Origin of the sequence: Cytobacillus gottheilii, from assembly GCF_018582665.1 — a bacterium.
Taxonomy (GTDB): Bacteria; Bacillota; Bacilli; order Bacillales; family Cytobacillaceae; genus Cytobacillus; species Cytobacillus gottheilii.
The window spans coordinates 1575797-1589485 of record NZ_CP071709.1; the positions used below are offsets into that span (position 1 = coordinate 1575797).

Here is a 13689-nt window from a genome sequence, read left to right on the forward strand (position 1 = left end):
ATATATAACTGGAATAATATGCGTTTTATAAATTTTATAAGGTGGGTGATTAATAATGAACATCTTCATTATTGATCGGGATGAGAATGAGGCGAGAGGTCTGCAATGGTATTTGCAATCTTACTTATTGAATAGGGTAGAAGTCATTATTTTAGAATCGATGGTTCAATTAAATAAGAAGAAAGAAGAAATGATACCAGACATCATCATAGTTGAAATGGAATTAATTCAACAGCCCAATGATTTTTCTCTTTTAGGATATTTGAGGGAAAAGGGAACAGATTTATATGCTTTGACAGCTGAACCCCTATTTAAACATGCTTTAAAAGCAATCCAACTGCAAGTGACTCATTTATTTGTAAAACCTGTTGATTTAGAACTTTTAAAAGAAATAATAAATACTTCAAGAACTGTACGTGTTTCGGATGAGCTGGTTATCAGCGAAAGTGAGAATTCAGATCATTTTTACATGCAGCTATTTTCTAGTAGTAAAAACCTTTTTCCGAAAGAGAATCAGTTATTTTTTTTGATTGAGCCAGACAATAGAAAAGATATCATTTCTTTATATAAATGGTTAAATGACATTTCCAGCTTTATGAATCTAAAAATGTATCCGTTAACAAAACGAATTATTTGTGTATCAGATTTTGTGGAAATAACAGAGTTTGAACACAGAGCAAGAACCATCATGAGAGAATGGAACTCTATCAATGACACTTATATCAATATAGCCGTCTATGATGGTGTGCCTGTAACCTTAAACCAACTCTATTCAGAAATGAAGAAATCGTTGAACCAGCGGTTTTATAAAGGATTTGAGCACATATTTTACGTAAGCAAGCACCTTGTTGTTAAGCATTTAGACCCTTTGTTAACTCCAGAAGATCAACAGCTATGGATCACCAGCCTTGAAAACCATGATATCTCAAGTATTAAAAACTTTCTTTATACATTATCTGCTCAAGGCAGCTATTATGAGGAGGATTTAATACGGATCTACTTGACGAGTGTTTTAGCGCAAATACGCAGATTTATGAAGAAGTATGATTTTCAGCAGAAACCGGATCTTGAAGAAAAATATCTTAAATTATTCCGCATTATTTTAGAGCATCCGATTTTATATACGATTATTCAAGAAATGATCCTTTTCACCCAATCGCTCATGAAGCTTGCAAAGAATGAAAAAGAAAAAGCGAATTATGGAAAGCTGACAGCTGATTTAATCAATGATCAGTATACAAACACGGCTTTTTCTTTAAGCAGTGCAGCTGATACATTAGGAATTACACCCAATTATTTAAGCGCCGTTTTTAGCAAGTATCATGAAATTCCATTTAAACGTTATTTGCAGCAGTACCGTCTTGAGCAATCGAAAAACACGTTAATTCACACAGAATTAACAATAAGTGAAGTAGCTCATGCAAATGGATTTGAAGATCCAAACTATTATTCAAAGACCTTTAAAGAGTATGCTGGTCTGCCGCCGAATAGATATCGAAAAAGGCAAAGGTGGAAGGTGGAGGGAGGGATGGAGTTATAAGGCAGCGTTTACTGTGCAATGTGAAAATTGACATTAAGAAATAAAAGCCTTCAATCTAAAAGACTGAAGGCTCCTCTGTTAAATGGGCTTCACCATTGTACGGTGGGGAATGCCTGCATCAAGAAATTCCTCTGAAACTGCCTCATATCCTAATTTCTCGTAAAATGGGATCGCATGTGTCTGTGCGTTCAGCTTTAATTTCGTTACACCTTGATCAGCTGCATATTGTTCAATGCTCATCATGATTTGTTTTCCTGATCCGCCTTTACGTGCTTCTTTCATCACGCATATTCTTTCAACTTTCCCATAGCCATCGAGGATACGAAATCTTCCAGCACCAACAGGCTGATTATTGTCGTAAAGTACAAAGTGTGTACTTTCGTTTTCATACTGATCAATTTCTTCTTCTACAGATACATTCTGTTCTTCTACGAACACTTTTTTTCGTACATAAAGAGCATCTTGAAACTGCTCCTCAGATTGAGCGATTTTGACTTCCATTACTTATTATTCCTTTCCGAGACGAAAAGTTTCATAAACACTCCAGGATCCATTTTCAAGCTGATATAACAGATGAAAACGGTCAACAATCTCTTCGTGTTCAACTCGGTCCATTTTTAAGGAGCCGAACACGTCTGAATGTTCATCGTTTGAAAGCTTTTGGCCAATTGTGATATGTGGGACAAATGCAAATTCAGGCTTGTCCCCAATGATGTTATCATTCACTTTTTCATGAAGAAGATTCAATTCTTCAGTAGGATTTACCTTTAAGTATATAACATTATTGACAGGCTGAAATGAGCTGACTTTTCTAATGGAAAGCTGAAATGGATTTGTTTCCGCTGCTATATTGTGCAGTGTCTCAGACACAGCCTTCATTTGCTCGTCTTCTGCCGAAAAGGCTTTTAATGTTAAATGTGGAGGAATTAATGCATAATGCGGATCATACCGCTTACGGTATGAATTAGCAAGATCTTGCAGTTTTTTTGACGGAAAGATTACGATTCCGAATTTAGTAGTCATAATGTAACCTCCATTATACTTAGAATGTAAACAGTGTTTTCACTATTATAACAAATTTTCTAAATTCATTATAATTAAGAATCTGACCAGAAACAACAACCGTTATAAAACGGTCTAACCTCAGGACTAACAGACTAACGGAAATCAGGAGAACATGTTAATAAGTGCTCTTTTGAGATCAGGCTGCCAATACTTCCATGTATGATTGCCTTCGAATTCCTCATAAAAATATGGAAAGCCTTTTGCTTTGATTACTTTTTCTAATTCCCTGTTAGGTGTAATGAAATCTTCTACTTTTCCGGATGTAGTTTTCACTTCCGTTTCTTCTGTGCCAATTACATGGTAAATTTCCAGCAAATGAGGCTGATCGAAGGATTCAACTGCATCTATAATTGTTTTATTCACTAAAGGTGATTGGAGAATCAGCTTGCCGAACGTATTTGGATACTGTAATGCCGCCATAAGTGAAACAGTTGCTGCCAGCGAATCTCCAGCAAGTGCGCGTCCTGCTCCCATTTGAAAAGTGGAGAACTCTTTATCAATAAATGGAACAAGCTCATGAGCCAGGAAACGAACATAAGCTTCGTGCTGATCGCCCTCGGGATGATATTTTCTGCGCCGATCCTCAACGCTTTTATATGGGATGCCAACAATGATGACATTTTCAATTTCAGATTTGCTTATAAGTTCATCAGCAATTCGCCCGATTCTGCCAAATTGAAAGTAATCTTTTCCATCTGATGCGATTAACACCGAATACTTATAAAGAGGCGAGTAGGAGCTGGGCAGATAAACGAGCAGCTCCATATCCTCGTTTAATTCTTTACTGGAAAAAGTAAGGTCTTTGATTGTTCCTTTTGGGTATTCCATGATAACTTTCCCCTCCGTCATAATATGTAAAGCCTTTCACGGTATTTTATCATATATACAGCCAAAACGCTTAAAACGCCACTTGCTGTGCGCTTCATTTTTCTTCCAAGAAAAAGCAGTTTTATTAAAATGTTTTAGCTGCAAAGTATTATTTGACAATTCAATAAATTTAATTGTACTATTATTTAGGATATAATCTAAAATTGAGGGGGTTTGTATATGAAAAAGAAAAAGATTATGTTTCCTTTTGTATTGCTAATCGCTCTTTCAATGCTCCTTGCTGCATGCGGCGGCGGAAGTGATGAAGGGAATGGCGGAGACGGCGGAGATGGTGGAGACACTCCAGATTTCATGAGCCTAGTTACAGGTGGAACGGGCGGTACATATTATCCGCTTGGCGGAGCATTTGCTGAGATCATTACAGATGCTACAGACATTCAAACAAATGCAGAGGTATCTGGTGCATCTGCTGAAAACATGAACACGATTCGTGATGGCAATGCTGAAATTGCTTTCTCACAAACAGACATTGCTTCTTATGCAAAAAATGGAGAGCAAATGTTTGAAGGAGAAGCAGTTGAAAATGTAAGTGCTATTGGAACGTTATATCCAGAAACGATTCAAATCGTAACAACTGCTGGTGCAGGCATTGAATCAGTTGAAGACCTTGCAGGCAAAAAAGTCTCAATCGGAGCGCCTGGTTCTGGTACGGCTCTAAATGCAGAGCAAATTCTTGAAGTACATGACATGACACTAGAAGATATTGAAAAGCAGGATTTATCTTTTGATGAATCTACTGCAGGTATCCAAGACGGTACAATTGATGCAGCATTCGTAACAGCTGGAACTCCTACAGGAGCTGTTGAAGGTTTATCTGCAACTGAAGATATTGTCATTGTTCCGATCGAACAAGACAAGATTGATGCATTAATTGAGGCTTATCCATTCTATATTCAGGATGAAGTTCCATCAGGCACTTATAAATTGTCTGAAGCTGTTCCAACTGTAGCCGTACAAGCGATGCTTGTTGTATCTAATGATCTTTCTGAAGATGTTGTATATGATGTAACAAAGGCTATTTTTGAGAATCTTGATAAAGTAGCGCACGACAAAGGAAAGTTAATTAGCGCTGAAAATGCAGTTAATGGTGTTGGAATTGAAATTCACCCTGGTGCACAAAAATATTATGACGAACAAGGCATTGAAGCAGAATAATAAATAACGTCATCAGGTCTTTTGGCCGTCAGGATTGCCCGCAGACAGGCAAACTGGCGGTCAAACCCGTTTAAAGAAGAGGTTTTCACAGCTTGGTGAAGGCCCAAATAAACCTTTGATTAGGTGGGGCTGTTATGAAAGTAAAAAAACCAGGCATATGGAGTATTTTCCTGGTATTCCTCGTCATTACATCCATCGTGGTCATTTTATTCATTCCCTATAGGCAGGCACTCGTATTCGAATACCAGAATACTGGAGATGTTCTGGCCTTTATTCCATTACCGGAGCAAGGCAAATTTAAAATGAAGTACACCCATTCCATTCATTTGTCAGATGTAGTTGAAAGCTATACAATCAATGAGAATCATGAAATTAAACAATATGAGCTTATGTATGAAGATTTTGCGATTGGTATGCCTGAGAATGCAGCTGAGGGAGAAGTATTTGAACAAAAGGATGGGAAATATTATATTAAAAATATGAATAGAGTTTTTCCCTATTTTGATCTGAGAGTAGGAAAGGTTCGGGCGAATCATACGATTATTTTTAAAAATAAGGAGTATCCGTTGTCTCAGTTTGTTGAACCAGGCACGTGGATACGCATTGAAGCAGAAAAATTAAATCTGTTTCAAGTACTGAAAGGAGTGAATATGCTTGGCGGATAAGGTAGAAACATTATCACAGGAAGAACAGCAGCAATTACTAGAGAAATATGATCCCGAAGCCGGTACAAGAAGTCTTGGCGGTGTGATTGGCTGGATCGTCTTCTTTGGACTCTTAGCTTTCTCATTATTCCATTTGTATACTGGAGTATTTGGCATGCTGACAGCACAGCTGCAGCGATCCATTCACCTAGGTTTTGCTTTGGCACTGATTTTTCTTCTTTTCCCAGCTAGAAAGAAATCGCTGAAAAAAAACAAGGTAGCTTGGTATGATATTATTCTTGCCATTTTAGCGGTAGTTGTTTGTGCATATTGGCCGCTCAATATTGAAGAAATAGTAGGGAGAGCTGGACGGTTAACGGACACTGATTTCTACATAGGTTTATTGGCCATTTTACTAGTTTTAGAAGCGACCAGACGTGCAGTTGGATTGCCGATTACGATTATTGCCATTGTCTTTATCGGATATGCTTTATATGGACCATATATGCCTGGTTTCCTTGCCCATCGCGGTTTGGATTTAGACAGGCTTGTACAGACCATGTTCTTTACAACAGAAGGTATTCTCGGTACACCTCTGGGCGTATCAGCCACGTTTATATTCCTGTTTTTACTCTTCGGTTCTTTCCTTGTTAAAACAGGGGTTGGTCAATATTTCAATGACTTGGCTGTATCCATTGCAGGAAAAAGTACAGGTGGACCTGCGAAGGTAGCTATTTTCTCTAGTGCCCTTCAAGGAACCATCAGCGGAAGTTCAGTTGCAAATGTTGTAACCTCCGGATCTTTTACAATCCCTATGATGAAAAAATTGGGATATAAAAAAGAATTTGCTGGAGCAGTAGAAGCAACAGCTTCTACAGGCGGACAAATTATGCCTCCTATTATGGGTGCTGCTGCCTTTTTAATGGTTGAATTTATCGGTGGCGGAATTACATACTGGGATATCGCAAAAGCGGCAGCAATACCTGCATTGCTCTATTTTGCAGGTGTATGGATCATGACTCACTTTGAAGCAAAACGAGTAGGTTTGCGGGGATTAAAAGATGAAGAAATGCCTAACCGCAAGGAAGTTTTCAAGAAGATTTATTTACTTCTCCCAATCTTAGCGGTTATTGTTCTATTAATGTCAGGTATGAGTGTTATCCGAGCAGCTTTATGGTCAATTGTCATCACAATTGCTGTAAGTGCCATTAGGAAGGATACACGCATTACGTTTAGAGGATTTATTGATGCACTTGTTGATGGTGCGCGCACAGCGCTTGGAGTGGCAGCTGCAACTGCTTCTGCTGGTATTATTGTTGGGGTAGTAGTTAAAACTGGCTTGGGTCTTAAAATGGCAAATGGCATTTTGGATTTTGCTGGCGGACTATTAATTCCGACCTTAGTCCTTACAATGGTAGCTGCCATTATCCTTGGGATGGGTTCACCAACAACAGCAAACTATGTTATCACATCAACGATTGCTGCTCCAGCAATTATCCTGCTGGGTGTTCCTGATTTAGCAGCACATTTATTTGTTTTCTATTTTGGTATCGTAGCAGATATTACACCGCCAGTTGCCTTAGCAGCCTTTGCGGCGGCAGGAGTATCTGGAGGCGATCCGATAAAAACAGGGTTCAACGCTTCAAAGCTTGCAATTGGCGCCTTTATTATTCCTTACATGTTTGTGCTTTCACCGGAACTTCTGATGATTGATACAACTTGGTACTACTTAATTTGGGTAGTATTCACAGCCTTAGCAGGAATGATGGCCATTGGTGCTGGAGTTATCGGCTATTGGATCCGTAAATTAAATTGGATGGAAAGAATTTTAGGAATTGCTGGCGGTCTCTTGCTGATCTATCCTGAAGGTATTTCAGATATTATTGGATTAGGTATCTTTATTGTTCTGATTGTACTTCAGTTAGTTGTCAACAAAGGGAATAAAACGAAAGCAGAACCTGCATAAAATAAAAAGGAAAGCCGTGATGGCTTTCCTTTTTTGATTAGTTAAAGCATATTGGGTTTCACATTAATCTTCAGTGCCAATCGTCATGGTTGCATTAATGATTTCGTGTTCATCTGAGGTGAGTACCACAGTAAATGTGCCAGGATCATTACCTTCAAATGATTCCTCACTTATATGCTCTACAAGCAATTCACTTTGATATTCAATGATTTCTTCATTTATGTTTTGGTCATTTGTATTGCGAGACATTTCCTTTGCATCAATGGGGATTCTGCCTTCGATAAATGTCAGCTTTTCATCGTCAGTCATTTCTTCGGCAAAATCAGCAAATTGAAGTTCAACGCTTATCGCTCGTTCATTTTCAAAGTTAACAATCATAAAGTCACCTTGATAACGGGCAATTTCCTCATTATTTTCATTTTCACCGTATGCTTCATTAAAAGAGTCTCGAGGATCTCCCAAGCCAACATGTTCAGTGATTTGCCCTCCTGGTTCTTCACCAAGATCAGACTCTGCTTTTTGCTCCTCCAATGAAGGAGTATTTTCATGTTCTTCTGCTGAGTTTATAACTTCGTCACCTTCGTCGTCGCCACAGCCAGCTATAAATAAAAAGGATGCCGAAAATAAAAGTAATAATGGTTTTTTCATATGATTCCCTCTCTCTCTAGTTCGATGTAATTATACAAACTATACCCGAACAGTAAAGGGATAATCTTGTTTAGAGGTAATAATCTCTTGAAGTAGTGAGGAAAAATAGAGGGAGAAGGGGAAATTCTCTTTATATTATAAAGCTGAAAGACTCATGCTGAAGAATATGAGTCTTTCAGCTAATCTGACGTGACGGCCTTTCAGGTAAAATAGACATAATATTATTGAGATTAAAAATGCGCAGCTGTTTTCTTGTTAAGCAATAAGCAAGAATACTGCTGCCTTTTAACTCTTTAATAAATATTTTTCTTTGTGTGAATGTATTGTTTTTGGACATATAAATGATCTCAACTGGTTTTCTTTCTTCCATAGAACGAAACAAAATTCCTTTCACTTTTCATCCCGCCTTATACTTTTAATTATAGTATACAGAACGTTTGTTCTGTTTTCAAGTGTTTTTGTATCTTTTTTACAAATTTTATTTTCAGTGGCGGACACTTATTTTTACCGTTAAAATAGCAGAAACTATTGACTTTTATGCATAAAAATACTATATTAATTATTGTCCTTACATATTCGATTCCGTAGCTCAGCTGGGAGAGCGCTACCTTGACAGGGTAGAGGTCGCTGGTTCGAACCCAGTCGGAATCATCTTTTAGAAAGCCTACGGTAGAAAACGTTGATATGACGCGTTTCTGCCGTATTTTTATTTCCGGTGACTTAAACGGTGACTTAAACGCAAGGTAGCGGTACTAATTCGCGTAGGGTAGTGGACACGTGCTCATTCGTATAATACGAACAGGAGGACGTTGTTTTAATGGACAAGCGCCAAGGAAAACGCGTAAAAAGTACGCGAACCAAAGTAAGAAGCTCCGTCAACAAGCTCGATGACTTATTCGCAAAGTTTATTGCGATAAAGAAAGCGGAAGGTCGTGCGGACAGCACGATCCGTCAATACGAGGACAATTACGGATTCTTCATCGAATATCTGGACCGACATAAAATAAAGCGTTCGATGACAGAAATCGATCGCGAAATTATTCGGGAATATGTCGTTTATATGCGAGAAAAATGGACTAGATTCGATGGACATAAGTATAAGAAGGAATCCGAAATGACCGTCGGACTATTGCCGTCGTCAATTAATACGCGACTAAAAACGCTGCGCGTAATGTTTAACTGTTTGGAAGAAGAACAGCTTATCGTACATAATCCGATGGAGGGCGTTAAAAACGTTCGTGAGCCAGAAGAGGAAATCGTTATCCTTAATTCCGAAGAATTAAAGCGATTGATAGCGACTCCTAATCAGCGCGAATACTCAGCGTTTAGAGACTACGTACTAATGCATTTACTTATCGATAGTATGTGCCGGATAAGTGAAGCGTTAGGGCTAAGACGCGCCGACGTAGACTTTACGAATAAGAGCGTTACTATTCCAGCAACAATCGCGAAAAGTAGAAAGGCGCGGACGTTGCCGTTACAGCCGATAACTTTGCGATTATTAAAAGAGTTGATAAACGAAAATATTGCCGACTTTGACAGCAATTATATATTTCTCGCAAACTACGGTGAGCAATTGACTCGTGACCATTTTCGAAAGAGATTGAATAAATACGCAGAGCAAGCGGGAATAGAAAAGAACGTACATCCTCATTTATTTCGCCATACCTCAGCGACAATGTTTCTGGAAGCAGGCGGGGATATTCGTCATCTACAGCTGTTGCTTGGGCATAATGATTTGCGTATGGTAATGCGGTATACACACCTGTCTCGCCAATCCTTACACGACCAGCACGGAAAATATTCCGCAATGAATACGATCAGTGGGAAATTAAACAAACCGAGAAAAAGAAAACGATAATAGAATCGCCAATCTAACGGGATATTCCGAAGGGTTGGCGATTTTTTTTGTTTAATTTGTGCGACGGAGAATTTCGTCGGGTATTATTCTGTGAAGGTAAAAAGTTAGCGCAGTATTGTCCGAAAATAATTGGTCGCGCTTATTATTTTATATACGGAAGGAGGCGAAAGAGATGTACAAAACTCATACAATCGGAGCTGCAGGCGAGCAAATAGTAATCGCGGACTTATTACTTCGTGGTTTTAACGTAAGTGTTCCTTGTGGAGATACGCTGACATACGACTTGCTGGGCGAGTTAAACGGAGAGTTTGTGAAATTCCAAGTTAAAACAGCAACTCCGGCTGAGGATAAGATCGTTGTATATCCGAAGAGGTCGCAAGCAATTAAAGGCGCTGAACGCTATTACGCATCATCTGATTACGATTTTCTAGCCGTGGTTAATATCGCTAGTTGTGAGGTGGCTTATCTTTCTTTCGACGAAGTAAACCCATCCAGGGTAACGCTTCAACTAAAGGAAGTAGAGAGTTTGTCGGGCCACCATAAGGGCAATCCACCGAAATTATTCCGTGACTACAAAGAGTTAAAAGGAACTAAGAGATTAGGGCAAGTCGGTTAGATTTTTATGAGCCGTGTGAGGAGGGAATTATGAACGACAAGAATCTCATATCTATCGAAACGCAATCGGAATACTCCGCAACAAGTGGCGAAAAAGAAACGCGCATATTCCTAAAAATGTACGTCGAAGCCGTTCATAGCGGACTGATCGCCGACATGGGCGCAGAACGGTGGCAGACACTTTGCGTCATCGCAGCGTTTATGAATAAGGACGGCGAGTGCTTTCCGACACAATTTTCTATAGCCAAACGGCTAAACGTTAAGCGTGAAACAGCCAACCGTCGCATTAAAGCGCTATGCGAGTATCGCTGGCAAGGGCGTCAGTTAGTTGTGAAAGTTCAGGCGAGGGATCACGAAAAGCAGACGTGGGACAACGTAAGGTACACGATCAAGCCGATTAGCGGACTGACTATCTTCGACGATGATAAGGAGCCGAGTGACGCCGAGCCGAACACGGATTGAGCGGAACACGGCTGGCGGTCACATAAACTAGAACTAATATATAACGAGAACTAAGTAATAACTAGATAAAACATTGCGCCACTTCCATTTCATTACAGTGTCGCTGTGATATCTTAATTAATTTATCGCGAAAAGGTATTAAATAAATAGCGGACGTGTAGCGAAGCGAAACGGACGCAAAGGAGGAATTACGAAATGACAACGCAAGTATCTTTACCGCGCAACGTAGCGGAAGCCCTGGAGGAAGTTAAGCCGTATTACAGAAACGCAGAAATAATCGCCACAATCGGACGTCACCGTAAAACGATGGTATACGGTACGCGAATGGACGAATTAATCGCTTTTGCACATAGCTCATACGATAATCTTGACGTACTAATGTCCGCCCTAGTCAACGGCTACCAAATCGAAAAATCGCCCGAAGAACTAGAAGCGGAGCGCCACGAAACCTTACTCGAAACTTATATCGATCTTTTGGAAAAAGCGGACTCCTACCCATTGTATGCCCACGCTAAATATCTTGAAGGCAAAGCCGACGGAATAAAAATTGCGCTGAATACCCTCGGCATCCAAATCGAAGGAGTGAACGCATAATGGCGTACAGTCGCGAAGAACAAGAAACTACGTTGGTTTTCGAAGCCGCAACGAACGCTTGGAAGGTTTACTCTACCGTGCCGAAACACATGCGAAAACTCGCAGAACTTACGGAGTTAAACGTCTTAGAAACGGAAGCTGACGGCACGACTCCGAAAGCAGTCAGCGGCGTGCTATCCGACAAGCAAGTGTCGATGAAGAAGGCGCGAGTCATGACGGAAGAACAACGTCAAGCGGCGGCCGATAGACTGCGAAAACTCCGTGAAGAGTCGGCAAAATAGAAGCGGAAATAGTCACGGAATACGAATCACTCGGCGGAGCTAAAACGTCGAGAATCAAGCGAAAGGACGGTGGAAATATGATCGAGGTATGCGCAGTAAACGGATGTAGAAGGTTGATTCGCGTGGATAATATTGTTCAAGTGGCGGAGTTGCCCGAAGGTAAAAACTCGAATGTCGTAATTGTTCTTACGACGGGAGAAACGGTTTTTGTGGCTGATGATTATATCGCGGTAAAGAACGGCGTTATGGAAGTAAAGGAGGACTAAACGATGCTAACCAACGAACAATTAGCGGAAATCAAAGCGCGCGCCAACGCTGCGACGGCTGGACCATGGACGCAGATGAACGGCGTAAACATATTTACGGATTTAGGAGCGACTAACAAAAACGGAGTAACTGCGGACAGAAATGACGGATGGTGTATCGCTGACACATCCGAAGGCTTAACGTTCGTCGACGGAGAACTTGTCGAAATGGAAAGTAACGAGCAGTGGGATAACGCTAAGTTCATCGCCCACGCACGCCAGGATATTCCAAACCTTATCGCGGAGGTCGAGCGGTTACGTTTAGCGCTTGAGGACGTCGCTGACACCGGCGAACTTTATCACGAACACTGGTGCCGAGATATCGCACGGGAGGCGTTGCGCAATGCCAGCGAAGAAATATAACGAAAAGCCCGTCGACAAGTGGACGACCAACGACTTCCTAGCGTATCTATCCGACAAGCACCTCGCGGTCTACGGAACGGAATACGTCCCTCCGGCGCGCAACTGGCAGGCTGAACGCGGCTTGATCGGCGGCCTAATCGGGACAAAAGGCGGCAAGAGTCCTAAGCCACGCAAGTACGAGCCGGCGACCGTCAAGGCGTTCATCGACCACTGTTTCGCCAATCACCGTTGCACGCCGCAATGGCCGACCGTCAATTTTACCTGGTGGTGGACGTATAAAACGCAGGATTGGGCGAGGATAGTTGCGCAGGAACAGCGTAGGCAGGCGGTTGAAACGGCGCAGTCAGCGCAGACGAACGAAGATTTAAGCGGATGGTTCTAAAAAACGGGGAGGCGTTAAAATGACAAATTTACGTACAGAAAAGCGGAAGGCTAACGTAGGCGAGCGGATATTGATTACGCAACCGTTCTTTACTGGCGGTGCTTACGAGGAAGGCAGTATTTTAACCGTGGTGGACGCCGACCCTGTAGGAGTTTACACGGAGGATAGTTTGATAGTTATTACAGAGGGTGAATACGAAGTTATCATCGAAAACGAAACGGAGGCTGACGGAATGAAGAACGATATCGAATCGCGCTACGAAAAGGCTGTCGAGCAAGCGCGCGAAGCAATCGAGGAATTACGACTAGCGGCATTAGCGAAAGGCTACGAGGACGCCAAGCGAGAGTTGACGCAAAAGGAGCCGGCCAGCAAACTAACGCCAATCACAACGCAAGAGCATCGCGACGCAATCGTAGAGCAGGCGAAGGCTGACGTGGCGGAGCTTACGGAATATGGTCGATCATCCAGCCGTGATAACTCCGAAGGTAATATTACGTATAGAGAACACTTTTATAAGCCGGAATTTGTCGTAAACAAAGAAAAGCGCACAGTCGTAGTTTTGGTACGTCATTTAGCGTTTAATAAGGACGCCCAACCAGGGGTTAAATTACGAGGCATCGCCAAGTGTGCGCCAAACGACTGCTTTAACGCTCACATCGGAAAGGCAATCGCGTTAAGAAGGGCGTTGGGCCTCGAAGTGCCGGCGGAATACACTGACGCGCCGAATCCGACGGAGGTTCGCGTTGGTGATAGAATTCATCTTAATTTTAACGATTTGGTCGAAACTGTTAACGGGTTCAATAGTGAGGGATTCGCCTTAACGAAAGAGTCGCCAGGTTGCGTAGAGCCTAAAGAATATCGAATCATCGACGACACTCGCGAGTAATAGGACTTTAACGGAAAGGAGTGACGCAATTTGA

Annotated in this window: 18 protein-coding genes and 1 tRNA gene; 14 read left to right on the forward strand and 5 right to left on the reverse strand. The window is 41.3% G+C overall.

The genetic code is table 11. The annotated features are described in order from the left end of the window. Window positions 1–55 precede the first annotated feature (55 nt). Window positions 56–1540, forward strand: coding sequence for an AraC family transcriptional regulator (locus tag J1899_RS07730; protein ID WP_214478293.1), 1485 nt, complete (start codon window positions 56–58; stop codon window positions 1538–1540). A 78-nt stretch (window positions 1541–1618) separates the two neighbouring features. Here the strand turns inward: J1899_RS07730 and J1899_RS07735 are convergent, their stop codons facing one another. The 3 genes from J1899_RS07735 to J1899_RS07745 form a co-directional block, all read right to left on the reverse strand. Beyond that, complete coding sequence (locus tag J1899_RS07735; RefSeq protein WP_066447423.1) at window positions 1619–2041, reverse strand: GNAT family N-acetyltransferase; 423 nt, start codon at window positions 2039–2041, stop codon at window positions 1619–1621. A gap of 6 nt (window positions 2042–2047) precedes the next feature. Beyond that, window positions 2048–2563, reverse strand: a complete 516-nt coding sequence (locus J1899_RS07740) for a YjcG family protein (protein ID WP_214478294.1) — start codon at window positions 2561–2563, stop codon at window positions 2048–2050. A 144-nt stretch (window positions 2564–2707) separates the two neighbouring features. Then, on the reverse strand, window positions 2708–3433 hold the full coding sequence (locus J1899_RS07745) for an alpha/beta hydrolase (RefSeq protein ID WP_180320234.1): 726 nt from the start codon (window positions 3431–3433) through the stop codon (window positions 2708–2710). Between the two features lie 219 nt (window positions 3434–3652). Here J1899_RS07745 and J1899_RS07750 point away from each other — a divergent pair, with 219 nt between their 5' ends. The 3 genes from J1899_RS07750 to J1899_RS07760 all read left to right on the forward strand — a co-directional run bounded on the left by J1899_RS07750 (window position 3653) and on the right by J1899_RS07760 (window position 7258). Then, window positions 3653–4648, forward strand: coding sequence for a TAXI family TRAP transporter solute-binding subunit (locus J1899_RS07750; RefSeq protein WP_066447420.1), 996 nt, complete (start codon window positions 3653–3655; stop codon window positions 4646–4648). Window positions 4649–4782: 134 nt separating this feature from the next. After that, entirely contained in the window at window positions 4783–5313 is a 531-nt protein-coding gene (locus tag J1899_RS07755; protein WP_066447419.1) for a DUF1850 domain-containing protein, read from the forward strand. After that, a complete protein-coding gene (locus tag J1899_RS07760; protein WP_214478295.1) occupies window positions 5303–7258 on the forward strand; it encodes a TRAP transporter permease in 1956 nt (651 codons plus the stop codon). Before J1899_RS07755 ends, J1899_RS07760 begins: the two co-directional genes overlap by 11 nt. 63 nt (window positions 7259–7321) lie before the next feature. On the opposite strand, the gene J1899_RS07765 is transcribed toward J1899_RS07760, so the two are convergent. Continuing rightward, window positions 7322–7906: a hypothetical protein gene (locus tag J1899_RS07765; RefSeq protein WP_066447414.1), complete on the reverse strand. Its 585-nt coding sequence runs from the start codon at window positions 7904–7906 to the stop codon at window positions 7322–7324. Window positions 7907–8081: 175 nt separating this feature from the next. Beyond that, window positions 8082–8300: a WYL domain-containing protein gene (locus tag J1899_RS07770; protein ID WP_214478296.1), complete on the reverse strand. Its 219-nt coding sequence runs from the start codon at window positions 8298–8300 to the stop codon at window positions 8082–8084. A gap of 184 nt (window positions 8301–8484) precedes the next feature. On the opposite strand from J1899_RS07770, the gene J1899_RS07775 reads away from it, so the two are divergent. The 10 genes from J1899_RS07775 (at window position 8485) to J1899_RS07820 (ending at window position 13655) form a co-directional block, all read left to right on the forward strand. Then, window positions 8485–8557 (forward strand) — tRNA-Val (locus J1899_RS07775). A gap of 166 nt (window positions 8558–8723) precedes the next feature. Continuing rightward, complete coding sequence (locus J1899_RS07780) at window positions 8724–9767, forward strand: tyrosine-type recombinase/integrase (RefSeq protein ID WP_214478297.1); 1044 nt, start codon at window positions 8724–8726, stop codon at window positions 9765–9767. A 172-nt stretch (window positions 9768–9939) separates the two neighbouring features. Further along, a complete protein-coding gene (locus J1899_RS07785) occupies window positions 9940–10383 on the forward strand; it encodes a group I intron-associated PD-(D/E)XK endonuclease (RefSeq protein WP_214478298.1) in 444 nt (147 codons plus the stop codon). A gap of 29 nt (window positions 10384–10412) precedes the next feature. Then, window positions 10413–10844 (forward strand): helix-turn-helix domain-containing protein, encoded by a 432-nt coding sequence (locus tag J1899_RS07790; protein WP_214478299.1) that lies wholly within the window; start codon window positions 10413–10415, stop codon window positions 10842–10844. A 195-nt stretch (window positions 10845–11039) separates the two neighbouring features. Next, window positions 11040–11438, forward strand: a complete 399-nt coding sequence (locus J1899_RS07795) for a hypothetical protein (RefSeq protein WP_214478300.1) — start codon at window positions 11040–11042, stop codon at window positions 11436–11438. Next, window positions 11438–11719 (forward strand): hypothetical protein, encoded by a 282-nt coding sequence (locus tag J1899_RS07800; protein ID WP_214478301.1) that lies wholly within the window; start codon window positions 11438–11440, stop codon window positions 11717–11719. Before J1899_RS07795 ends, J1899_RS07800 begins: the two co-directional genes overlap by 1 nt. A gap of 77 nt (window positions 11720–11796) precedes the next feature. Beyond that, complete coding sequence (locus tag J1899_RS07805; RefSeq protein WP_214478302.1) at window positions 11797–11985, forward strand: flagellar FlbD family protein; 189 nt, start codon at window positions 11797–11799, stop codon at window positions 11983–11985. Between the two features lie 3 nt (window positions 11986–11988). After that, the gene (locus J1899_RS07810) at window positions 11989–12387 is read left to right on the forward strand and encodes a hypothetical protein (protein WP_214478303.1); all 399 of its coding nucleotides are present in this window, start codon (window positions 11989–11991) and stop codon (window positions 12385–12387) included. Then, a complete protein-coding gene (locus tag J1899_RS07815) occupies window positions 12368–12769 on the forward strand; it encodes a hypothetical protein (RefSeq protein WP_214478304.1) in 402 nt (133 codons plus the stop codon). The genes J1899_RS07810 and J1899_RS07815 overlap by 20 nt, the downstream gene beginning before the upstream one ends. 19 nt (window positions 12770–12788) lie before the next feature. Continuing rightward, window positions 12789–13655, forward strand: a complete 867-nt coding sequence (locus J1899_RS07820) for a hypothetical protein (RefSeq protein ID WP_214478305.1) — start codon at window positions 12789–12791, stop codon at window positions 13653–13655. Window positions 13656–13689 lie beyond the last annotated feature (34 nt).